At 43.7% G+C, this 21,944-nt stretch carries 22 protein-coding genes; 13 read left to right on the top strand and 9 right to left on the bottom strand.

All coding sequences use genetic code 11. The annotated features are described in order from the left end of the window. Positions 1-10: 10 nt before the first annotated feature. On the bottom strand, positions 11-811 hold the full coding sequence (gene suhB, locus DK415_RS05880; protein WP_109432847.1) for an inositol-1-monophosphatase: 801 nt from the start codon (positions 809-811) through the stop codon (positions 11-13). Between the two features lie 153 nt (positions 812-964). Here suhB and trmJ point away from each other — a divergent pair, with 153 nt between their 5' ends. The 9 genes from trmJ (at position 965) to iscX (ending at position 7,433) form a co-directional block, all read left to right on the top strand. Continuing rightward, entirely contained in the window at positions 965-1,690 is a 726-nt protein-coding gene (gene trmJ, locus DK415_RS05875; RefSeq protein ID WP_109432981.1) for a tRNA (cytosine(32)/uridine(32)-2'-O)-methyltransferase TrmJ, read from the top strand. A gap of 82 nt (positions 1,691-1,772) precedes the next feature. After that, positions 1,773-2,246 (top strand): Fe-S cluster assembly transcriptional regulator IscR, encoded by a 474-nt coding sequence (gene iscR / locus DK415_RS05870; RefSeq protein ID WP_109432846.1) that lies wholly within the window; start codon positions 1,773-1,775, stop codon positions 2,244-2,246. A 46-nt stretch (positions 2,247-2,292) separates the two neighbouring features. Further along, a complete protein-coding gene (locus DK415_RS05865; protein ID WP_109432845.1) occupies positions 2,293-3,507 on the top strand; it encodes an IscS subfamily cysteine desulfurase in 1,215 nt (404 codons plus the stop codon). A gap of 58 nt (positions 3,508-3,565) precedes the next feature. Continuing rightward, positions 3,566-3,949, top strand: a complete 384-nt coding sequence (gene iscU / locus DK415_RS05860; protein WP_048748757.1) for a Fe-S cluster assembly scaffold IscU — start codon at positions 3,566-3,568, stop codon at positions 3,947-3,949. A 198-nt stretch (positions 3,950-4,147) separates the two neighbouring features. Next, positions 4,148-4,471 carry an iron-sulfur cluster assembly protein IscA gene (gene iscA / locus DK415_RS05855; RefSeq protein ID WP_005700962.1) on the top strand — a complete coding sequence of 108 codons (324 nt, stop codon included), beginning with the start codon at positions 4,148-4,150 and terminating at the stop codon, positions 4,469-4,471. An 11-nt stretch (positions 4,472-4,482) separates the two neighbouring features. Beyond that, entirely contained in the window at positions 4,483-5,004 is a 522-nt protein-coding gene (gene hscB, locus DK415_RS05850) for a Fe-S protein assembly co-chaperone HscB (protein ID WP_109432844.1), read from the top strand. A gap of 23 nt (positions 5,005-5,027) precedes the next feature. Then, positions 5,028-6,887 (top strand): Fe-S protein assembly chaperone HscA, encoded by a 1,860-nt coding sequence (gene hscA, locus DK415_RS05845; protein WP_109432843.1) that lies wholly within the window; start codon positions 5,028-5,030, stop codon positions 6,885-6,887. Between the two features lie 10 nt (positions 6,888-6,897). Next, entirely contained in the window at positions 6,898-7,239 is a 342-nt protein-coding gene (gene fdx, locus DK415_RS05840) for an ISC system 2Fe-2S type ferredoxin (protein WP_005700966.1), read from the top strand. Continuing rightward, positions 7,239-7,433 (top strand): Fe-S cluster assembly protein IscX, encoded by a 195-nt coding sequence (gene iscX, locus DK415_RS05835; RefSeq protein WP_109127639.1) that lies wholly within the window; start codon positions 7,239-7,241, stop codon positions 7,431-7,433. The genes fdx and iscX overlap by 1 nt, the downstream gene beginning before the upstream one ends. Before the next feature lie 132 nt (positions 7,434-7,565). Here iscX and metG read toward each other — a convergent pair whose 3' ends face one another. Beyond that, positions 7,566-9,626, bottom strand: coding sequence for a methionine--tRNA ligase (gene metG / locus DK415_RS05830; protein WP_109432842.1), 2,061 nt, complete (start codon positions 9,624-9,626; stop codon positions 7,566-7,568). 171 nt (positions 9,627-9,797) lie between these two features. Here metG and apbC point away from each other — a divergent pair, with 171 nt between their 5' ends. Continuing rightward, positions 9,798-10,910 (top strand): iron-sulfur cluster carrier protein ApbC, encoded by a 1,113-nt coding sequence (gene apbC, locus DK415_RS05825; RefSeq protein ID WP_109432841.1) that lies wholly within the window; start codon positions 9,798-9,800, stop codon positions 10,908-10,910. A 151-nt stretch (positions 10,911-11,061) separates the two neighbouring features. Here apbC and ndk read toward each other — a convergent pair whose 3' ends face one another. Next, positions 11,062-11,487 (bottom strand): nucleoside-diphosphate kinase, encoded by a 426-nt coding sequence (gene ndk, locus DK415_RS05820; RefSeq protein ID WP_109127636.1) that lies wholly within the window; start codon positions 11,485-11,487, stop codon positions 11,062-11,064. An 11-nt stretch (positions 11,488-11,498) separates the two neighbouring features. Beyond that, complete coding sequence (gene pepB, locus DK415_RS05815) at positions 11,499-12,806, bottom strand: aminopeptidase PepB (RefSeq protein WP_109432840.1); 1,308 nt, start codon at positions 12,804-12,806, stop codon at positions 11,499-11,501. A 217-nt stretch (positions 12,807-13,023) separates the two neighbouring features. Here pepB and infA point away from each other — a divergent pair, with 217 nt between their 5' ends. Beyond that, entirely contained in the window at positions 13,024-13,242 is a 219-nt protein-coding gene (gene infA, locus DK415_RS05810; RefSeq protein WP_006717435.1) for a translation initiation factor IF-1, read from the top strand. A 59-nt stretch (positions 13,243-13,301) separates the two neighbouring features. Here infA and lnt read toward each other — a convergent pair whose 3' ends face one another. The 5 genes from lnt to galT all read right to left on the bottom strand — a co-directional run bounded on the left by lnt (position 13,302) and on the right by galT (position 19,414). After that, positions 13,302-14,846, bottom strand: a complete 1,545-nt coding sequence (gene lnt / locus DK415_RS05805; RefSeq protein ID WP_109432980.1) for an apolipoprotein N-acyltransferase — start codon at positions 14,844-14,846, stop codon at positions 13,302-13,304. A 108-nt stretch (positions 14,847-14,954) separates the two neighbouring features. Next, positions 14,955-15,851: a CNNM family magnesium/cobalt transport protein CorC gene (corC, locus tag DK415_RS05800; protein WP_109432979.1), complete on the bottom strand. Its 897-nt coding sequence runs from the start codon at positions 15,849-15,851 to the stop codon at positions 14,955-14,957. Positions 15,852-16,049: 198 nt separating this feature from the next. Continuing rightward, the gene (gene galM, locus DK415_RS05795) at positions 16,050-17,087 is read right to left on the bottom strand and encodes a galactose-1-epimerase (RefSeq protein ID WP_109432839.1); all 1,038 of its coding nucleotides are present in this window, start codon (positions 17,085-17,087) and stop codon (positions 16,050-16,052) included. Then, positions 17,081-18,235, bottom strand: coding sequence for a galactokinase (gene galK / locus DK415_RS05790; protein ID WP_109432838.1), 1,155 nt, complete (start codon positions 18,233-18,235; stop codon positions 17,081-17,083). Before galK ends, galM begins: the two co-directional genes overlap by 7 nt. Before the next feature lie 135 nt (positions 18,236-18,370). Further along, positions 18,371-19,414 carry a galactose-1-phosphate uridylyltransferase gene (gene galT / locus DK415_RS05785; RefSeq protein WP_109432837.1) on the bottom strand — a complete coding sequence of 348 codons (1,044 nt, stop codon included), beginning with the start codon at positions 19,412-19,414 and terminating at the stop codon, positions 18,371-18,373. Positions 19,415-19,657: 243 nt separating this feature from the next. Between galT and DK415_RS05780 the strand changes: the two genes are divergently transcribed. Beyond that, positions 19,658-20,677 carry a substrate-binding domain-containing protein gene (locus DK415_RS05780; RefSeq protein WP_109432836.1) on the top strand — a complete coding sequence of 340 codons (1,020 nt, stop codon included), beginning with the start codon at positions 19,658-19,660 and terminating at the stop codon, positions 20,675-20,677. Positions 20,678-20,893: 216 nt separating this feature from the next. Further along, positions 20,894-21,886: a galactose/glucose ABC transporter substrate-binding protein MglB gene (gene mglB, locus DK415_RS05775; RefSeq protein ID WP_048748781.1), complete on the top strand. Its 993-nt coding sequence runs from the start codon at positions 20,894-20,896 to the stop codon at positions 21,884-21,886. Positions 21,887-21,944: the final 58 nt, after the last annotated feature.

Genomic DNA, 21,944 nt, shown 5'->3' with positions numbered 1-21,944 from the left:
GATTTTCGTCTTATTTTAAATCTTCGGCTAAGCAAGGCTGAATTTTATTCAACATTTCTTTTAACACGCGTGGTGCTGCAGCAACAATATGGCCGGCTTTTAAGTAACTATGACCGGCATTGTAGTCCGTCACGATACCGCCTGCTTCACGAACGATTAAATCGCCCGCAGCCACATCCCAAGCTTTGATGCCGTATTCAAAATACCCGTCCAAACGACCGGATGCCACATAGCAAAGATCCAACGCAGCAGAACCGGTGCGGCGGAAATCAGCAGCTTCTTCAATCAAGCTTTGCATCATATTGAATTGCATTGGCATGTATTTCGATTGTTTGAATGGGAAACCAGTAGCAAGTACTGCGCCGGATAAATCGCGTTTGTTTTCAACGCGTAAACGCTGTTCGTTTAATTTTGCGCCTTCACCACGCACAGCAGTAAATAATTCGTTACGGATAGGATCATAAACCACGCCCACTTCGGTGCGGCCTTTAACACGAATAGCAATAGAAACGGAGAAATGAGGCAAACCTTTTACAAAGTTTGTGGTGCCATCCAGTGGATCAATCACCCATTGAACATCGTTATCACTGCCTTCTAATGCACCGCTTTCTTCGGTGATGATGGTGTGGTCGGGGTAAGATTTTTTAATGACTTCGATAATCGCTTCTTCTGACGCTTTATCTACGTTGGTTACATAGTCATTTTTGCTTTTTTCCATGGTGACGATGTCGTCACGACGTTCGTAGTTTTTGGCAATAATATTGCCTGCTTTTCGTGCTGCACGAATCGCGATATTTAACATAGGATTCATAGATTCCACCGGATTTTAAAGAACAATTTAGGTGCGCGATTATAAGAGATTTAAAAGAAAATAGCTATCAGAAAAATTTTTAGAATTGTTGACTAAAAACAAGGGGTATTTATGGTAGAATACGCTCCGCTATTGAATAAGATAAAAATGATCATGTTGGAAAATATTCGAATTGTTTTAATTGAAACCTCGCACAGTGGCAACATCGGTTCCACCGCACGAGCAATGAAAACAATGGGATTAACAGATTTAGTGTTAGTGGCGCCGAAACAAGGCGTGGATGATCAAGCGATTGCCCTTGCTGCCGGCGCAGAAGATGTGGTGAAAAGTGCGGTCGTTGTAGAAAACTTTTCCGAAGCCGTTGCCGATTGCTCTTTGGTAATTGGTACCAGCGCAAGATTGCGTCATTTGCAAAACTCGCTCATTGAGCCACGCGAATGTGGGGAAAAAGCCATCAACCATGCAATCAGCGGCAACGTGGCGATTGTGTTTGGACGTGAGCGTGTCGGTTTAACCAATGAAGAATTGCTCAAATGCCACTATCATGTGACGATTCCTGCGAATCCGGATTATGCCTCGTTAAATTTAGCCATGGCGGTACAATTAATCAGTTACGAAATACGCATGGCTTACTTGGCAACACAGCGCGAAGAAAATCAGAAAATGACACAAACGCAGCCTGATGTGTATCCCAAAATGCAAGAATTGGACTATTTTTTTACGCGTACCGAGCAGCTTTATCAATCCCTTGGCTTTATTCAAAATCAAGGTGTCATGCAAAAACTCCGACGCTTATATGGTCGTGCTGAAGTCGAAAAAACAGAGCTTCATATTTTACTCGGCATGTTAAGTGCGGTTGAAAAAAAACTTAAATCGTAAAAGAATAATAGTTGACTGTAAAAGTCAACAATGTAAGATTTCTTCGCTTAATTGATTATTTTTTTATTTAGGAACATAAAAGATGAAATTAACCTCGAAAGGTCGTTATGCAGTCACCGCAATCTTAGATATTGCTATTCATGCCGATAATGGTCCCGTAAGTTTGTCCGATATTTCCGAGCGACAACACATTTCCCTTTCTTATTTGGAACAACTGTTTGCAAAACTGCGCCGCAATAACTTAGTAAAAAGTGTGCGCGGACCGGGTGGCGGCTATAAATTAGGTCACATGCCGGAAGACATTTCCATCGGTATGATCATTGCTGCGGTAAATGAAAATATTGATACGACAAAATGTTTAGGGAAAGGCAATTGCCAAAACGGGCAGGAATGCTTAACGCATACCTTATGGGACAAGCTGAGTCAACGTATTGCAGATTTCTTAAATGAAATCACATTAGCTGAGCTGGTCTCTCAACACAAACAAAACAAGCCATTCCAGCAAAAACATCAAGATTTAGAAAATCTTCTCGTGATAAAAACGAATAACGCATAACATAGCTAAAAGTGCGGTTTAAAATAAAACTATTTAGGAGTGAATGATGAAATTACCTATTTATTTAGATTATGCGGCAACTTGCCCGGTGGACGAACGCGTCGCGAAAAAAATGATGGAATACTTGACCATCGATGGCGTTTTCGGCAACCCGGCATCACGTTCCCACAAATTCGGCTGGCAAGCCGAAGAAGCGGTTGATATTGCGCGTAATCAAATTGCCGATCTTATCGGTGCCGATTCCCGTGAAATTGTTTTCACTTCCGGCGCAACAGAATCAGACAACCTTGCGATCAAAGGTGCTGCGCATTTTTATCAAACCAAAGGCAAGCACATTATCACTTGCAAAACCGAGCACAAAGCAGTGTTGGATACTTGCCGTCAATTAGAACGCGAAGGTTTTGAAGTCACTTATTTAGAACCGGAATCCGATGGTTTAGTGGATTTGGAAAAATTCAAAGCGGCACTTCGCCCAGACACCATCGTTGCCTCAATCATGCACGTGAACAATGAAATCGGTGTGATTCAAGACATTCAAGCGATTGGAGAATTATGCCGTGCGAATAAAACCATTTTCCATGTGGATGCGACCCAAAGTGTCGGTAAAGTGGAAATCAATCTTGCTGAATTACCGGTCGATTTAATGTCCATGTCCAGCCATAAATTATACGGACCAAAAGGTATCGGAGCGTTGTACGTTCGCCGTAAACCACGTATTCGTTTAGAAGCGATTATTCACGGTGGCGGCCATGAGCGCGGTATGCGTTCCGGTACATTACCTGTCCACCAAATCGTTGGTATGGGTGAAGCCTATCGCATCGCAAAAGAAGAAATGGCAACGGAAATTCCACGCATCAAAGCCCTTCGTGATCGTTTATACAACGGTTTAAAAGACATCGAAGAAACCTACGTTAACGGCTCCATGGAACACCGTGTTGCCAACAACCTCAACATCAGTTTCAACTATGTAGAAGGTGAATCCTTAATGATGGCATTACGCGACATCGCGGTCTCTTCAGGCTCTGCTTGTACTTCTGCAAGCCTCGAACCATCTTATGTCCTACGCGCACTTGGCCGTAACGATGAATTGGCACACAGTTCTATTCGCTTCACGTTAGGCCGCTTCACCACTGAAGAAGAAATCGACTACACTATCAGCCTAATGAAAGGTGCGGTGGAAAAATTACGCGCATTGTCTCCGCTTTGGGATATGTTCAAAGAAGGCATCGATTTAAACACCATTGAGTGGGCTGCCCACTAATTTTGACGGGCGGTGCAAATCGCCCAATAAGTACATTATTTTAGGAAAGGAACAAAAAATGGCATATAGCGAAAAAGTTATCGATCATTACGAAAATCCACGTAACGTGGGTTCTATGGACAAAAAAGACAGCTCAGTCGGCACCGGCATGGTGGGCGCACCGGCGTGCGGTGACGTGATGCAATTACAAATCCGTGTGAACGACGAAGGCATTATTGAAGACGCAAAATTCAAAACTTACGGTTGTGGCTCCGCCATTGCTTCCAGTTCTTTAATCACCGAATGGGTGAAAGGTAAATCCTTGGAAGAAGCGGGCGCGATCAAAAACAGCCAAATTGCCGAAGAACTCGAATTACCACCGGTGAAAGTACACTGCTCTATTTTGGCAGAAGATGCCATTAAAGCCGCTATCGCCGATTACAAAGCGAAAAAAGGTTCTTAATGTCATAAAAGTGCGGTCGTTTTTCTAAGCGTTTTTAAACGCAGAGAAAACGGACCGCACTTTGCCTTTTCCTCGCTGAGTAAAGGCGATAATTATTAATATATTCATCATATTATTTTTGATATCCCGAGTGTTACTTCCGTCTACTTATAACACCGCGAAACACTTAAGTAGCATTTGATTTTGGAGAAATAAAACATGTCAATCACACTCACCGAAAGCGCAGCTGATCGCGTCAAAACATTTTTAGAAAAACGCGGGAAAGGGATCGGTTTACGTTTAGGCATTAAAACCTCCGGTTGCTCCGGCTTGTCTTACATGCTGGAATTCGTGGATACATTAAACGAAGACGATCAAGTATTTGAACAACATGGCGTGAAAGTGATCGTGGACACCAAAAGTCTAGTGTATTTAGACGGCACCCAATTGGATTTTGTCAAAGAAGGCCTAAATGAAGGCTTCAAATTTACCAACCCGAACGTCAAAGACGAATGCGGCTGCGGTGAAAGTTTTAACGTATAATTGAGACGATGATGAACAATCCCTTTGCATTATTTGATCTGCCCGTAGCCTTTCAGGTGGATAGCGCGTTATTAAACGAGCGTTATCTGGCGTTGCAAAAATCCCTTCATCCGGATAATTTTTCAGCGGCTTCTGCGCAAGAACAACGCCTTGCCATGCAAAAATCAGCGGAAATTAATGATGCTCTTCGCATTTTAAAAGATCCGATTGCACGCGCCGACAGCATCATTGCCCTCAATACCGGCGAACGAGAAAATCCAGAAGAAAAAAGCAACAAAGACATTGGTTTTCTGATGCAACAAATGGAATGGCGTGAAACCTTAGAAAATATCGAAAACCGTAAAGACACGGATGAATTAACCGCATTTACCAAAGAAATTGACCAAATTCGTCATGCCATTTTAAGCGAATTATCCACCGCACTTGGTGAGCAACAATGGGATATCGCACGGGCAATAACAGATAAATTACGTTTTATCAAAAAACTCCAAACAGAAATTGAGCGAGTTGAAGAAACTCTTTTAGATTTTTAATGTAAACCATATCGAGAGACAACATGGCGTTACTTCAAATTGCAGAGCCGGGACAAAGTGCCGCACCCCATCAACAAAAACTTGCCGTGGGTATCGATCTCGGCACCACCAACTCCCTGATTGCTACCGTACGCAACGGCCACAGTGACATTTTATTAGACGAACAAAATCGTCCGCTATTGCCTTCTGTTGTGCATTTTGGCAAGGATGAAAAGGTAATCGTTGGTTATGAAGCCGCCGAACTTGCCACGCAAGATCCACAAAATACGGTAATTTCCGTAAAGCGTTTAATCGGTCGCAGTCTTGCGGATATTCAACAACGTTATCCGAATTTGCCTTATCAATTTGTCGCCAGTGAAAACGGTTTGCCTTTATTAGCAACACGCCAAGGTGTGCGTAGCCCGATTGAAATCTCCGCAGAAATACTGAAAAAACTGACCGCACTTGGTGAGCAACGCTTAGGCGGTAACCTTGTAGGTGCAGTGATTACCGTGCCTGCCTATTTTGATGATGCTCAACGCCAAAGCACCAAAGACGCAGCGAAATTAGCCGGACTTAATGTTCTGCGTTTATTAAACGAACCGACTGCGGCTGCCATTGCGTACGGCTTGGATAGCGGACAAGAAGGCGTGATTGCCGTGTATGATTTAGGCGGCGGCACCTTTGATATTTCCATTTTGCGCCTCTCCCGCGGCGTGTTTGAAGTGCTGGCAACCGGCGGCGATACTGCGCTAGGCGGTGATGATTTTGATTTGGTCTTAGCCGATTGGATTATCGAACAATCTGCGGTAAAACCGGAAAATGACAGCCAATATCGTGAACTGATTGAATTAGCCAATCACGTTAAAGTGGAATTAACCAACGTAACGGAAGCTAAAATTCAGTATCGCAATTGGCTTGGTAACATCAGCCGAGAACAATTTAACGAACTAATTCAACCGTTGGTTAAACGTTCTTTACTTGCTTGTCGCCGCGCCTTAAAAGATGCCGGCGTAGAAGCGGAAGAGGTGAATGAAGTGGTCATGGTGGGCGGTTCTACCCGCGTGCCTTATGTGCGTGAACAAGTGGGCGAATTTTTCCAAAAACAACCGCTGACATCAATCGATCCCGATAAAGTGGTCGCCCTTGGTGCCGCCATTCAAGCGGATATTCTCGCCGGCAATAAACCGGATTCCGAGCTATTGTTATTGGACGTTATTCCGCTTTCGCTGGGCATTGAAACCATGGGTGGTTTGGTGGAAAAAATCATTCCGCGCAACACCACTATTCCTGTGGCGCGTGCGCAAGAATTCACTACCTTCAAAGACGGGCAAACCGCGATGGCGGTGCATATCGTACAAGGTGAACGGGAATTGGTAAACGATTGTCGTTCTCTCGCCCGCTTCACGTTGCGCGGCATTCCACCGATGGCGGCCGGTGCGGCACATATTCGCGTGACCTACCAAGTAGATGCCGACGGGTTACTCAGCGTCACCGCCATGGAAAAAACCACCGGTGTGCAATCCTCGATTCAGGTGAAGCCGTCTTACGGTTTAACGGATGATGAAATCGCCAACATGCTGAAAGCCTCCATGGAAAATGCCAAAGAGGATATTCAAGCCCGTTTATTGGCAGAACAACGCGTAGAAGCGGAACGTGTACTGGAAAGCGTGCGCTCAGCTCTCGCACAAGATTATGATTTATTAGATGACGACGAATTAAGTGCGGTCAAAAACGCGATTATTTCGTTGGAACAATTAAAACAGCAGGATGATTCCCTTGCCATCAAACAAGGTATCAAAGCGCTGGATTTAGCAACGCAGGAATTTGCGGCTCGTCGTATGGATAAATCCATTCGCACCGCGTTAGCAGGTCACTCCGTTGATGATATTGTAGGAAAGTAAGGATATTAAAATGCCAAAAGTGATTTTTTTACCCAATGAAGAATTTTGTCCGGAAGGCATGGTGGTTGATGCCGCCGCCGGTGATAATTTACTTGAAGTGGCCCACAACGCCGGCGTAGAAATTCACCACGCGTGCGATGGCTCTTGCGCTTGCACCACATGCCATGTGGTGGTGCGTGAAGGAGGCGATTCTTTGAATGAACCAAGCGATCAAGAAGAAGATATGTTAGATAAAGCCTGGGGCTTAGAAATGGACAGCCGCTTGTCTTGCCAATGTATTGTCGGGGATGAAGACTTAGTTGTCGAAATCCCGAAATACAACATTAACCACGCAAACGAGGCAGCACACTAATGAAATGGACGGACGCCCAACTCATTGCCGAAGCGTTGTATGACAACAATCCAGAGCTAGATCCAAAAACTGTGCGTTTTACCGATTTGCACCGCTGGATTTGTGAGTTAGAGGGTTTCGACGATGACCCGCAAAAATCAAACGAAGGGATTTTAGAAGCTATTTTGCTGAAGTGGTTGGAAGAATACGAGTAGAAATTCGTTCAGAAAAGTCACCGCACTTTGGTCGCAAACTTTAATTGTAGGGACAGGCTTATGCCTGTCCTATTCGTCTCATCAGATCGTCGGACAGACATAAAGACTGTCCCTATAAATGTGGAATGATGGTTACTTCACCTGCATTCCCGCTTTCACACCCGCATCAGCAGACAACAGGAACAAATCCGCACCGCCGCTGCCTGCGCTTAAAATCATGCCTTCGGACACGCCGAATTTCATTTTGCGTGGTGCAAGATTTGCCACCATAATCACAAAGCGACCTTCTAGCTCTTCCGGTTTATCATAAGCGGCTTTAATACCGGAAAAGACTTGGCGTTTGTGATCGCCCAAATCCAGTTCAAAGCGCAATAATTTATTGGATTCCGGCACAGCTTCGCATTTCAACACTTTCGCTACGCGCATATCTAACTTAGCAAAATCATCAATCGTGATCGTCTCTGCAATTGGCTCAATAGCTTCCTCAGATTCATTGGCATTTTGAACCGCACTTTTCGCAGCTGGCGCGGCATTCACTTGCGCATTTTCTGCTTTAGATGCCTCAATCATTGCTTCAATTTGTTTACCATCCAAACGGGAGAACAAGGCTTTAAACGGTGCAATTTGATGATTTGATAAAGGCTGCGCTAAATTTTCCCACGTTAATTCTGCTTGCAAGAAGGCCTCTGCACGTTCTGCCAGTTTTGGTAACACCGGTTTCAAATAGCCCATCAGCACGCGGAATAATTGAATCCCCATAGAACACACCGCTTGCAACTCTGAGTCTTTGCCCTCTTCTTTCGCAATCACCCAAGGGGCTTTATCGTCGATATATTTATTGGCTTTATCGGTTAATGCCATGATTTCACGAATGGCTTTGCCAAATTCGCGATTTTCGTAATACGTAGCGATTTGCTCAGATTGTGCAATAAATTCATTAAATAAAGCCTGATCATCTAATGCTGCCGCCAACTTCCCGTCAAAACGTTTTTGGATAAAACCCGCGTTACGGGAAGCCAAATTCACCAGTTTATTCACCAAATCCGTATTCACGCGTTGAACGAAGTCTTCTAAATTCAAATCCAAATCGTCAATGCGGTTACTTAATTTCGCTGCGTAGTAATAACGCAAACATTCCGGATCCAAGTGTTTCAAATAGGTTGCCGCTTGAATGAATGTACCGCGGGATTTTGACATTTTCTCGCCGTTCACCGTTACATAGCCGTGCACAAAAATATTGCTCGGTTTACGGAAACCCGCACCTTCTAACATGGCTGGCCAGAACAAGCTGTGGAAATACATGATATCTTTACCGATGAAGTGATAAAGCTCTGCATCGCTGTCTTTACACCAGAAACTGTCGAAATCAATACTGCTTTCACGTTTACAGAGATTTTTGAAAGAGGCCATGTAACCGATAGGCGCATCCAGCCAAACGTAGAAATATTTACCTTCCGTATTCGGAATTTGGAAACCGAAATACGGCGCATCGCGGGAAATATCCCATTGTTGAAGACCCGCTTCAAACCATTCCTGCATTTTATTCACCACTTCCGGTTGCAAAGATCCGGAGCCCAACCAGTTTTTCAACATGGCTTCAAAACTTGGCAAATCAAAGAAGAAGTGCTCGGAATCTTTCATGACCGGCGTTGCACCGGATACCACTGAGCGCGGGTTAATGAGCTCTGTCGGGCTGTAGGTTGCCGCGCACACTTCGCAGTTGTCGCCATATTGATCCGGCGATTTACATTTCGGGCAAGTGCCTTTCACAAAACGATCGGGCAAGAACATCCCTTTTTCCGGATCGTATAGTTGGGAAATGGTGCGACTTTTAATAAAACCGTTTTCTTTTAAGCGGTTATAAATAAACTCTGAAAACTCACGATTTTCTTCACTGTGTGTGGAATGGTAGTTATCAAAACTGATGTTAAAACCGGCAAAATCCGCCATGTGTTTTTGGCGTACATCGTCAATAAGTTGTTCCGGCGTAATGCCCATTTGATCCGCTTTTAGCATAATCGGCGTACCGTGTGCGTCATCAGCACACACAAAGTGGATTTCGTTTCCGCGCATCCGTTGGAAACGTACCCAAATATCAGCTTGAATATGCTCCAACATGTGGCCTAAATGAATAGGACCGTTGGCATACGGCAAGGCACAAGTAACTAAAATTTTACGCTTGGAATTCGACATATTATTGACCTTCAAAATACTTAAAAATACAGAAAAAATTGGCGCTTATGTTACCTTATTGAGGGTATTTTTTCTAGTTTAATCATGATTTAGGCATTTTTAACTTAACAGATAAAGGCACACATGATTAAATAGAGCCCGACGAATTTACTACATTAAAAAGGAAGCATTATGGCGACATTATTTTCCGAGAATTTAACGGAACAACAAAAGGAACAGATTGTTCAGCTATTCAAAAACTTTCAACATGCTACTCTGCAAAAAGATCTCATTTCTCTTAATACATTGAAAAAAGTCGAAAAAGGCGGAAACACTTTACGTGTGGAATTATCCATGCCTTTTGCCTGGAACACCGCGTTTGCCGAATTAAAAGATGCGTTAACCGCACCATTAAAAGCCGCGGCAGAAGTGGAAAATATCAAATGGCAGCTTAGCTATCAAATCGCTACTCTTAAACGCGCCAACAACCATCCTGCGGTGAAAGGCGTTAAAAATATTATTGCGGTGAGCTCCGGTAAAGGCGGCGTGGGTAAATCTACCGTTTCTGTGAACCTTGCCATCGCGTTACACCAACAAGGCGCCCGCGTGGGGATTTTGGATGCGGATATTTACGGGCCATCGATTCCACACATGCTCGGCGCACCGCATCAACGCCCAACATCGCCTGATAATCAACACATCACGCCAATCGAAGCGCACGGCTTGTATGCTAACTCCATCGGCTTCTTAATGGACGAAGACAACGCCACCATTTGGCGTGGTCCAATGGCAAGCAGCGCATTAAGCCAGCTATTACAAGAAACCCTCTGGCCTGACTTGGATTATCTTGTGATCGATATGCCTCCGGGCACCGGTGACATTCAACTTACCCTGTCCCAACAAATTCCGGTGACAGGCGCAGTGGTTGTCACAACGCCACAAGACATCGCGTTATTGGATGCGGTAAAAGGGATTTCCATGTTTGAGCGCGTTTCCGTGCCGGTGTTAGGTATTGTGGAAAACATGTCCATGCACATTTGCAGCAACTGTGGTCACCAAGAAGCGATTTTCGGTACCGGTGGTGCAGAGCGCATTGCAGACAAATACAACATCAAAGTATTAGGTCAACAACCGTTACACATTCGCCTTCGTCAAGATTTGGATCGCGGCGAACCAACCGTAGTTGCCGCGCCGGACAGCGAAATTGCACAAGGTTTCTTAAAATTAGCGGAAAAAGTTGCGACCGAACTTTACTGGCAGGGCTCTGTAATTCCGAGCGAAATTATGTTCCGCGAAGTGAAGTAACGGCATTACTTAAATTATCCTGTATAAAATAGAAGTGCGGTGGATTTCCAAGATGTTTTAAAACATCCGAAAAATCCACCGCACTTTTTGCTTATCGTAATAAAAAAGCCACGTTGTTTTGACAAAATGGCTTTTTGTTTAAATCGCAATCTTAATAATCGCAAATCTCATCATCAACGAAGAAATAAGCAATTTCACGTTCCGCACTTTCCGGGCTATCGGAACCATGCACGGAGTTTTCCCGTTGACTTAATGCAAAATCACGACGAATCGTGCCTTCTGCCGCCGTTTCAGGATTCGTCGTGCCAATTAAAGTGCGGTAGTCTTGCACCGCATTTTCTTTTTCTAACACACTCACGAATACCGGTGCAGAAATCATATATTCCACCAAAGGTGCAAAAAAGGGTTTGCCTTGGTGTTCCGCATAAAAACCTTCCGCTTGTTCTTGGGTAAAGTGCACCATCTTAGCGGCAATCACTTTGAAGCCTTGTTGCTCAAAGCGTGCCAAAATCGCGCCGATTAAATGACGCTTTACGGCATCTGGTTTAATAATAGATAACGTTCGTTGTAAGCTCATTTCACATCCTCTTACTGTTGTTTCGCTTTAGCTAATAATAAATTGGCAAGGGTTTGCACACCGATACCGGTCGCGCCGGTCGCCCATAAGTCGCTTGGGGTTTTGCGATACGTGGCGGAACAATCAATGTGTAACCAATGTTGTTGATAATTTTTGACGAAATAAGATAAAAACGCGGTTGCCGTGCTGGCACCTGCGCCCACAGGAACCGTACCGGTATTGGCAATATCAGCGAACGCCGTTTTAATTTGTCCGCGATGTAATTCCGCGAAAGGCAAGCGCCAAAATGGCTCTTGTTCTTGCTCAGCTGAATGGAATAAATCGGCGACCAACTGTTCATCCATGGATAGCACGCTATGATAATCATTGCCCACCGCCACTTTTGCCGCACCGGTTAAGGTCGCACAATCCACGATAAATTGAGGCTGTTGTGCATCTGCATCAATTAAACCATCCGCCAACACTAAGCGCCCTTCGGCATCCGTATTAAGAATTTCTACGCTGACACCGTTACGATATTGGATAATGTCACCCAATTTAAAGGCGCGACTACTTACCAAGTTTTCTGCGCAGCAAAGGAATAATTTCACCCGTTGATTTAAACCACGCAAAATCGCCAAGCCTAACGCCCCCGTCAATAATGCTGCGCCGCCCATATCAGTGCGCATGGTGCTCATGCCATCGCTCGGTTTAATGCTGTAGCCACCACTGTCAAACGTAATGCCTTTGCCCACCAAACAGGCCAACACCGGAGCTTCCGAATTGCCTGTCGGGTTGAAATCCAACTGCAACATGGCGGGCAGATTTTGCGAGCCTTTCCCCACCTGCCATAAACCGTGGTAACCACGTTCTAGCAATGCTTCTCGAGAAACGATGGAAAAACTGACCGCACTTTGTTTAGCAGCTTGTTCTGCCATTTGCCCGATAAACTTCGCGGCACGTTGGGCAAGCTCTTCCGGCGTTAAAATGGCTGCCGGCAGATTAATGATTTCACGCACGAAATCGCCACATTGAATTCGGTGATTCAGTTCCTGTTGTTGCTCCGCAGATAACGTCGGAAACTGCAGTTTAAACTGCTTTTTCGCATTGTAAAAACCTTGATAAAACGCCCAACAACTTTCCAACTTCCAGCCTTCCCCGCTTAGCGCAACATCAGAAATCCCTTGATTTTGTAACTTGCGTGCCGCTTTTTGTATGGAAGTGCGGTCGGAAAAATCAGTTAAATGAAGGGTCGCTTTATCTTCATTAAAACTGATGAGTGCCTTTTCACCCCAAACCGCCGAGGCCGGTTGGTTTGAAAGCAGAACCTGCATAGACATAATTTCTCCTTTAAATATTGAGAATAACGGCTTGTAATATATCAGTTTTATTGGGCTTTCTCATCATGAATCCAATAAAAAAGCGCTTCCTACGGGCATCTGCGTTAAAAAACTTTCTTGCCACCAACAAAAACGGTATAATCCGCACCGACTTTTTGTATGAGATTCCGCCCAAAGTAGCCGGCGGAAAAACCGATTAATTATTTTAGAGGATCAAATGGCAAAAGAAGATTCCATTGAAATGCAAGGCACTATCTTAGAAACCTTGCCAAACACCATGTTTCGCGTTGAGTTGGAAAACGGCCACGTGGTAATTGCACACATTTCCGGCAAAATGCGTAAAAACTACATTCGTATTTTAACCGGCGACAAAGTAACCGTAGAAATGACACCATACGATTTAAGCAAAGGCCGCATCGTATTCCGTAGCCGTTAATTTCGCTTTATGACATAAACAAAAACACCGGATAATCTCCGGTGTTTTTGTTTTTCGCGTCAATCTTTTCTTACCCGTTTCAAGATCAGGCGCTGAAGCCACATGCCCAACAAATGCAACAAGAAAAACACCGCACTTAAGACATATAACGGCATATCGCCAAAGACGCTGTAAGGGGTTTTACCTTGTGTCGGCGCAATACGATGCGTCAACACGGTTTCCACAAATTGCGGGGCTTGCGCCACAATTTTACCTTGCGCATCAATAAATGCCGTCACGCCTGTATTCGTTGCCCGAATCACCGGTTTACCGAGTTCCAACGCGCGCATTTGTGCCATTTGTAAATGCTGCCATGGGCCGATGGAATGACCGAACCAGGCATCATTAGAAACCGTGAGAATAAAATCGCTATTTGCCGTGAGATTTTTCTGCAACTGAGCACCGAGAATAATTTCATAACAAATTGCCGCGGTGAAATTCAGGTTCTTGGCTTGTAATGCTTGCTGTACAGGCGCTCCGCTTTGAAAAGCCGACATAGGTAAATTAAACACCGAGCCAAGCGGGCGTAAAATACTCTCTAACGGAACATATTCACCAAACGGCACCAAATGATGTTTATTATAACGGTTCGCTGTTTCCATATGGTAAGGGGCTGTTTGATTCCCCACCACCACAATAGAATTGAACAATTTGCCTAAGGTTTCATCTTGATAAATCGTACCGACCATCACTTCCGTATTGGCTTTTTCCGCCAAGGATTGCAACATTTGAAAAAACGGTTGAATGCTATTTTCATAGGTAGGAAACGCCGCTTCCGGCAAAATGATTAAATCCGTTTTACCTAAATTATCACCAATTAATCGCCCGTAATTTTCCATGGTTTGATATAGATAATTTGGATCCCATTTCAAATTTTGTTCAATATTGCCCTGCACTAAAGAAACATTCAGCGCTTTTTCAGGATTTTCTTTCACATAATTGATCTGCGATGTGTAACTTGCCGCCCCACCGATAGCCACTAAAATGAGACTATTTGCCAAGATAACATTCCATTTTTTCGGTGAATTCCATAACGCAGAAACGATGTTAAAAGCGACCGCACTTAAGAACATAGCCAAGAAGGTTAAACCGGTAACGCCAAAAATCGGCGCAATTCCGGCAAACGGACTATCAATTTGCGTATAACCGAATTGTAACCAAGGAAAACCGGTAAAAACCCAACCGCGCAGGAATTCGGTAAACGTCCACAATACCGGATACATGACGGCTCGCTGCACCTGTAAACGGCGTACCAAATACGCAAATAAGAGCGGATACAACGACAAGTATGCCGCCAACAACACCACTAAGAAATAACTCACCGCTAAAGGCGCATCTCCAAATTGATGAATACTGACATGTAGCCAGTTCACTCCAAACGTAAAGAAACTCAAGCCCCATAAAAAAGCAGATAAAAGAGCGGTGGATTTTTGCGGTGTTTTTACCACCCAAATCAAGCCAAATAAAGAGACATAGGACAAGGCCCAGTAATGAAAAGGCGCAAAGGCGAATACACCAATGCCACCCGAAATAAGCGCAATAAGGTAAGTTAAATATTTGTTCATCATAAAATAGTGAAGCAGGCAAAATGCCTGCTTTTTATCCTTTTAATCTATTGGTCTTCCATTTCGCACCTTGCCAAGACAAGCAATTGACGGTTTTAAATGGAAAAACTACTCAGCCATGTTCTCAACGTTCTCCATTTCCGGCAAATATTCGTCCGGCACGGTAACGCGAAGTTGAATAATACGGCGGCTATCTGCAGAGGTCACTTTAAAATGCAGATTTTCCAGTGTAATTTCTTCACCACGTTTTGGTAAATAACCGAATGCCTGCATAATCAAACCACCAACAGTGTCCACCTCTTCGTCATTAAATTGAGTGTTAAATTGTTGATTAAAATCTTTAATATCCGTTAAGGCACGCACCGCGTAAGCATGGCGGGAAAGTTGGCGAATATCCGCCACATCCTCTTCATCAAATTCGTCTTCAATGTCTCCGACGATTTGCTCCAACACATCTTCAATAGTCACCAAACCGGACACAGCACCAAATTCATCTACCACAATCGCCATGTGGAAGCGCTCGGAACGGAAATCTTTTAGCATTCTGTCCACACGTTTACTTTCCGGCACAATCATGGTCGGACGAATCATATGTAACAGATTAAATTCTTCCGCATTCGCACGTAGGTATTTCAGCAAATCCTTCGCATGCAAAATCCCTACGATATTGTCGCGATCATCCGCATCAGCAATTACCGGGAAACGGGAGTGGGCAGATTCAATGATGGTATCTAAACAAGAATCTAAATCCTGATCAGTTTCAATGAAAACGATTTGAGAACGCGGAATCATAATATCGCGTACACGCAATTCAGCGATTTCCATCACGCCCTCAATCATTTCACGGGTATTTTGGTCGATGAGATCGTTTTGTTCAGAATCTCGGATCACTTCCACTAACTCATCGCGATTTTTAAGTTCACCTTGAAAGAAACGTCCGAAAAGAGATTGGAAAAAAGATTTTTTAGTAACTTCAGATTGGTTGGTCGAGTGTTCTTCGTTCATAAAAATAAAAAAAGTTGCCGTCGGATTGACAGCGGAGAAAGTACCATATTTGCCACGAAAGCGCAAAAGGAAGAACGAAAGTGCGGTCTGTTTTTCCCTTAAATTTTGTGACATATCACAAAATTATTAATCGCTTAATGAAGTACCATGAGATATTTCAAACAAAAAAATGCGGCAAATTCTCACCGCACTTTTAGTTTAATCATTCCCTTTAAAACGATATTCCGTCCATTGGTAATACGCTTCACCGGCTTTCACAATGCCACCATAATTTTGCCATTCTGGATGGTTTGGCGTGTCCGGAAGACATTGCGATTCCAACGCAATGCCACTGTAATCCGCGTATTGCGTGCCATGTCGAGTTGGTGTACCGCCGAGGAAATTGCCGGTGTAAACCTGCAATGCCGCTTGTGAGGTAAGCACTTCCAAATGCAAATCATCATTTGGTGAACTCAACAAAACACAAGGTTTTTGCCAGGCTTTATTAACGACAAAAGAATGATCGTAGCCTTTGGTGGCAAGCTGTTCGCCTTGCATAAAATCCTGTTGAATCGGCTTGGCAAAACGAAAATCAAAACTTGTGCCGACAACGTGTTTTAACGGCGAATTTGGAATGCCTTCGCTATCTACCGGCAAATAGAAATCTGCATTCAGGCGTAAACGGTGATGGCGAACATCTGTCCCCAGCTCAGCGTTTTCTAAATTGAAATAAGCGTGGTTAGTTAAATTCAATGCCGTATCCTGATCGCTTTTACCGGCATACTCGATTTTTACTGAATTCTCTTCCGTTAAAGTGTAAGTTACCGTCACATCCACATTGCCTGGAAAACCTTGATCACCGTTGGCAGAATGCAAGGAAAAACACACGAAATTTTCACCGCACTTTTCTAATGCCCAACGGCGTTTATCAAAGCCTTTTACACCGCCGTGAAGTTGGTGCTTTCCTTGGTTGGCGGTTAAAGTCACAGTTTTATCATTAAGCGTAAATTGCGCATTCGCAATGCGGTTAGCATAACGCCCGACACTCGTACCCAAGTAGGCTTGCTGAACCGGATACTCTTCCAACTTGCAACCCAGCAAGACTTCACGCAATTCTCCGTTGACCGGCACACAGCAAGACGTCCAAGTTGCGCCCCAATCCGTAAATTGCACACGCATACCTTGCGTATTTTGCAAAGTAAAAAGCTGAAACGGCAAACCGTCCGGCGCAGTGCCTTGGGCTAGTTGTTCTAGCATACACGCACTCCTTGTGAAGCCGTGCAAACATAGAAGTCTTCTTTCAAGCCTGTTTGTTTTTCGTAATTGTCTGCCACGATTTTGCGTACAGCTTCTACTTTATCGTGTGGCGCAAGAGCAACGATACAACCACCGAAACCACCTCCGGTCATGCGTGCCCCGCCCTGTTTACCGATGACCAACTGTGCCAATTCCACTAAGTAGTCAATTTGTGGCACGGTGATTTCAAAATCATCGCGCATAGAATCATGTGACTGCCCCATTAATTCGCCAAGACGGGTTAAGTCATTATGTTTCAAGGCATCTACCGCATCTAACACCCGTTGATTTTCTGTGATCACATGGCGGGCGCGTTTTGCCACCAGCGGATCAAGTGCGGTCAATTCTGCTTCTTTTTCTTTAAATTGTGCCACAGACACATCACGCAAGGCTTTCACACCGAAAAATTCTGCCGCACGTTCACATTGCTGACGACGTGTGTTGTATTCGCCGGTAACCAAATCATGCGGCACATTAGAGTTCACAATAATCACCGCCACATCCTGCGGTACGGGCGTTGGTTGGGTCTCAAGACTGCGGCAGTCAATCATCAATAAATGATCTTGTTGGCCGAGCGCAGAAATCAGCTGATCCATATTGCCACAGTTGGCACCAACAAATTTGTTTTCCGCTTTTTGTCCGATAAGCGCAATCTCCGTATGGCTTAAAGGCAAATCGCTCAGTTGCTGGCAAAATTTTCCTGTTGCCACTTCTAACGCAGCAGAAGAACTCAAGCCGGAAGAATGCGGCACGTTACCGGAAATCACCAAATCCGCCCCTTGTTTAAAATCAGGGCAACGCTCCTGAATGAATTTCACCACGCCACGCACATAATTTGCCCATTTTTGTTCACTTTGAGGGATTTCTTTATCTAGCGAAAACTCATCAGACAGATCCAAATCGGCAGCATACACATTCCAAACATGATCGTTGCGTTTCGTTCCAGCAATCGCCGTGCCATAGTTAATCGCACATGGCATCACAAAGCCGTCGTTGTAATCGGTATGTTCGCCGATGATATTGACTCGACCCGGCGCATACACGGTCAACTCAGGTTGTTTGTTGTATTTTTGGCTGAAAATGTGTTGGGATTTTTGGATTGGGGTCATGTTATTTCCTTCTGAATTTCTCATAAATTTGGCTCTAAATGCGTAGGGACAGGCTTTATGCCTGTCCTATCGAAACCTAGATGTTCTAATATTGGACAGGCATAAAGCCTGTCCCTACAAAAACACCATAAAATTTCACCGCACTTTATAATGTACTTCACTCAACGCACGCAGTCTTTCTGCTGCTTGTTCCGCCGTCAAATCACGTTGGCTTTCGCCGAGCATTTCGTAGCCCACCATAAACTTGCGCACAGTGGCGGAACGTAAAAGCGGTGGATAGAAATGAGCGTGCAATTGCCAATGGTCGTTTTCCTCGCCGTTAAATGGTGCAGCGTGGAACCCCATGGAATACGGGAAAGAGGTTTCAAATAAGTTGTCATATTTGGTCGTGAGTTTTTTCAATATCACCGCCAAATCTTTGGCTTGCGCATCACTTAATTCCGTCAAACGTTTAACGTGCACTTTTGGTAACAACAACGTTTCAAACGGCCAAACTGCCCAATACGGCACCACAGCAACCCAATGTTCTGTCTCCACAACGATGCGTTCTTTGCGTTCCAATTCTTGTTGAGCATAATCCACCAACAGCACAGAACCATATTTTTCATAATATTGACGTTGTGCTTTATCTTCTCTCGCCACTTCATTCGGTAAAAAGCTGTTTGCCCAGATTTGTCCGTGTGGATGTGGGTTAGAACAGCCCATCGCTGCGCCTTTGTTTTCAAAGATTTGTACCCATTGGTATTTTTGACCGAGCTCACGGAGCTGTTCCTGCCAGACTTTAATGACTTCTTCGATCTCAAGTGCGGTCAATAATGGCAACGTTTTACTGTGGTCGGGTGAAAAACAAATCACGCGACTTTCACCACGGGCTTGTGAACTTTGGAATAACGGATTGTCATTCTGCTGTGGTGCCGGTGTGTCTTCTAACAGCGCGGAGAAGTCGTTTTTAAACACATAAGGTTTGTGATAATCGGGATTCGGTTCACCGGTAATGCGTTTATTACGCGGGCAAAGGTAACAATTCGGATCATGACTTGGCTTTTGCTCTTCATTGACCTTCTCTTGTTGTCCTTGCCATGGACGTTTAGCGCGATGAGGAGAAACTAAAACCCATTGGTCGGTTAACGGATTATATCTGCGGTGCGGATGATCGGTAGGTTCAAAAACAGTTGTCATAATGTACCTCTGTTCGGTTGTATTTAATTTATGAAAACGATTACAAAAATATGGCATAAAATAGCATATTTAACAAATTAAACTGTTATCAAGATCACAAAAATGAATTTCTATTTATTTGAGCTATAAAGCGATCAGAAAAACTGTGACAGAAACGACACTTTTAAAAGTAAGCGTTTCCAAAAAGTCTTTTTTCCGATTATGATTCCTTAGGTTTTAGTCACACATAATGAAGGGATATCTATGGTTACTATTCGAGATGTTGCTAAACAGGCTGGCGTTTCTGTCGCGACAGTATCTAGGGTGTTAAATAATCACCCTTGTGCGAAAGAACACACCCGTGCCGCTGTATTGAACGCCATTGAACAATTAGGCTACCGTCCGAATGCCAATGCGCAAGCTTTGGCTTCGCAAAGTTCTGATACATTAGGCGTCGTGGTGACCGATGTAACAGACGCTTTTTTTGCAATTTTAGTGAAAGCGATTGATCACGTTGCCATGGAACATGGAAAAAATATTTTGATCGGCATGGGATACCATCAGGCAGAAAAAGAAAAAGAAGCCATTAATACCCTACTGCGTAAACGTTGTAATTGTTTGGTCGTGCATTCCAAAGCGTTAGATGATCAAACTTTAGCGGATTATTTAGAAAGCGTACCGGGAATGGTGATTATCAACCGTTGTATTAAAGGTTATGAATCCCGCTGTGTCGGATTGGATAACCAAAAAGGCACTTATATTGCTACCAATACGCTGATTAATGCAGGACATCGCCATATCGGTTATATCGGCTCAAACCATAGAATTAACGACGAAGCTGAGCGCAAACAAGGTTATTTGAATGCGCTTACAGAACATGGTATCCCCGTTGTCGAAAATGCCATCGTACATAGCACACCGGATTTCGAAGGCGGTGAAGAAGCCATGATTAACCTATTGAGTTATAACGATAATTTAACAGCCGTTGTTGCCTACAATGATTCTATGGCGGCAGGCGCGTTATCCGTACTCAATGAAAACAATATCAAAGTACCGAAACAGTTCTCTATTATTGGTTTTGACGATATGCCAATTGCCCGTTATTTGGTCCCTAAACTTACAACAATTCGTTATCCTATTGATCTTATGGCAAATTATGCCGCAAAACTGGCACTAAGCTTGGTTGATAAAAGCCTTTCTTTACCTATTAATCCGCAATTTAATCCGACATTAGTCAGACGTTTTTCAGTGGAAAGCGTCTATCCAAAGGAGGAAAAACGTTAAAATTGCATTATTTTTGAGCGAGAGATGTAATCGTTTTCATAAATGTGAATATGATCACATTCTTTCCCCAAAAAACAAGGTATCCTTACCACCAATTACCCGAGTAGCGATTGCAGTGTAAAAAGGTAAGATTTTGATAATAATGCTTTAATGAATTATCACTGAAATAACCCCCTCTTTATTCTTTATATGAACAATTAATGGAGAACATGCATTATGAAAAAAACAGTATTAAGTGCAGTTGCTTTAGCAGTAGCTTTCGGTGCCGGCATCAGTGCAGCACAAGCAGAAACCCGTATCGGTGTGACAATCTATAAATATGACGACAACTTTATGTCTTTGATGCGTAAAGAAATCCAAAAAGACGCAGATCAATTAAAAGACGTGAAATTATTAATGAATGACTCTCAAAACGCACAGTCTATTCAAAACGACCAAGTTGACGTATTACTTTCAAAAGGCGTAAAAGCGTTAGCGATCAACTTAGTTGACCCATCTGCGGCACCAACCATCATCGGTAAAGCAAAACCGGACAATATTCCTGTTGTGTTCTTCAATAAAGACCCGGGTGCAAAAGCAATCGCTTCTTATGATAACGCTTACTTTGTAGGTACCGATCCGAAAGAATCAGGCATTATCCAAGGTGACTTAATTGCAAAACAATGGAAAGCAATGCCTGCATTAGACTTAAACAAAGACGGTAAAATCCAATTTGTTTTATTAAAAGGTGAACCGGGTCACCCAGATGCTGAAGCACGTACAAAATATGTAGTAGAACAACTACATGCTCAAGGTATTCAAACTGAACAACTCTTCATTGATACCGGTATGTGGGATGCTGCATTAGCAAAAGACAAAGTAGATGCATGGTTATCCAGTTCTAAAGCAAATGACATCGAAGTGATCATTTCTAACAATGACGGTATGGCATTAGGTGCATTAGAAGCAACCAAAGCACACGGTAAAAAATTACCAATCTTCGGTGTTGACGCCCTACCTGAAGCATTACAACTGATCAAAAAAGGTGAACTTGCAGGTACCGTGTTAAATGACGGTGTAAACCAAGGTAAAGCGGTTGTTGAGTTATCTAATAACTTAGCAAATGGCAAACCGGCTACCGAAGGCACTAAATGGGAACTTAAAGATCGTGTTGTACGCGTTCCTTATGTTGGTGTAGATAAAGATAACTTATCTGAATTCTTAAAATAAATTTGTTTTATTAATGTAAGGGGAAGCGTAGGACAACACTTATGTCCCTTCCCCTTTA

Source organism: Aggregatibacter segnis, assembly GCF_003130075.1.
Lineage (GTDB): Bacteria > Pseudomonadota > Gammaproteobacteria > Enterobacterales > Pasteurellaceae > Aggregatibacter > Aggregatibacter segnis_A.
This window is presented reverse-complemented; position numbering and strand designations above follow the sequence as displayed.

Excerpts from the sequence above, each read along its gene's own strand:
- iscX (WP_109127639.1), top strand. The coding sequence starts at position 7,239 with ATGAAATGGACGGACGCCCAACTCATTGCCGAAGCGTTGTATGACAAC.
- hscA (WP_109432843.1), top strand. The coding sequence starts at position 5,028 with ATGGCGTTACTTCAAATTGCAGAGCCGGGACAAAGTGCCGCACCCCAT.
- apbC (WP_109432841.1), top strand. The coding sequence starts at position 9,798 with ATGGCGACATTATTTTCCGAGAATTTAACGGAACAACAAAAGGAACAG.
- iscU (WP_048748757.1), top strand. The coding sequence starts at position 3,566 with ATGGCATATAGCGAAAAAGTTATCGATCATTACGAAAATCCACGTAAC.
- ndk (WP_109127636.1), bottom strand. The coding sequence starts at position 11,487 with ATGAGCTTACAACGAACGTTATCTATTATTAAACCAGATGCCGTAAAG.
- lnt (WP_109432980.1), bottom strand. The coding sequence starts at position 14,846 with ATGAACAAATATTTAACTTACCTTATTGCGCTTATTTCGGGTGGCATT.
- DK415_RS05780 (WP_109432836.1), top strand. The coding sequence starts at position 19,658 with ATGGTTACTATTCGAGATGTTGCTAAACAGGCTGGCGTTTCTGTCGCG.
- galT (WP_109432837.1), bottom strand. The coding sequence starts at position 19,414 with ATGACAACTGTTTTTGAACCTACCGATCATCCGCACCGCAGATATAAT.
- iscA (WP_005700962.1), top strand. The coding sequence starts at position 4,148 with ATGTCAATCACACTCACCGAAAGCGCAGCTGATCGCGTCAAAACATTT.
- iscR (WP_109432846.1), top strand. The coding sequence starts at position 1,773 with ATGAAATTAACCTCGAAAGGTCGTTATGCAGTCACCGCAATCTTAGAT.
- galK (WP_109432838.1), bottom strand. The coding sequence starts at position 18,235 with ATGACCCCAATCCAAAAATCCCAACACATTTTCAGCCAAAAATACAAC.
- galM (WP_109432839.1), bottom strand. The coding sequence starts at position 17,087 with ATGCTAGAACAACTAGCCCAAGGCACTGCGCCGGACGGTTTGCCGTTT.
- mglB (WP_048748781.1), top strand. The coding sequence starts at position 20,894 with ATGAAAAAAACAGTATTAAGTGCAGTTGCTTTAGCAGTAGCTTTCGGT.
- pepB (WP_109432840.1), bottom strand. The coding sequence starts at position 12,806 with ATGTCTATGCAGGTTCTGCTTTCAAACCAACCGGCCTCGGCGGTTTGG.
- suhB (WP_109432847.1), bottom strand. The coding sequence starts at position 811 with ATGAATCCTATGTTAAATATCGCGATTCGTGCAGCACGAAAAGCAGGC.
- corC (WP_109432979.1), bottom strand. The coding sequence starts at position 15,851 with ATGAACGAAGAACACTCGACCAACCAATCTGAAGTTACTAAAAAATCT.
- trmJ (WP_109432981.1), top strand. The coding sequence starts at position 965 with ATGTTGGAAAATATTCGAATTGTTTTAATTGAAACCTCGCACAGTGGC.
- metG (WP_109432842.1), bottom strand. The coding sequence starts at position 9,626 with ATGTCGAATTCCAAGCGTAAAATTTTAGTTACTTGTGCCTTGCCGTAT.
- DK415_RS05865 (WP_109432845.1), top strand. The coding sequence starts at position 2,293 with ATGAAATTACCTATTTATTTAGATTATGCGGCAACTTGCCCGGTGGAC.
- fdx (WP_005700966.1), top strand. The coding sequence starts at position 6,898 with ATGCCAAAAGTGATTTTTTTACCCAATGAAGAATTTTGTCCGGAAGGC.
- hscB (WP_109432844.1), top strand. The coding sequence starts at position 4,483 with ATGAACAATCCCTTTGCATTATTTGATCTGCCCGTAGCCTTTCAGGTG.
- infA (WP_006717435.1), top strand. The coding sequence starts at position 13,024 with ATGGCAAAAGAAGATTCCATTGAAATGCAAGGCACTATCTTAGAAACC.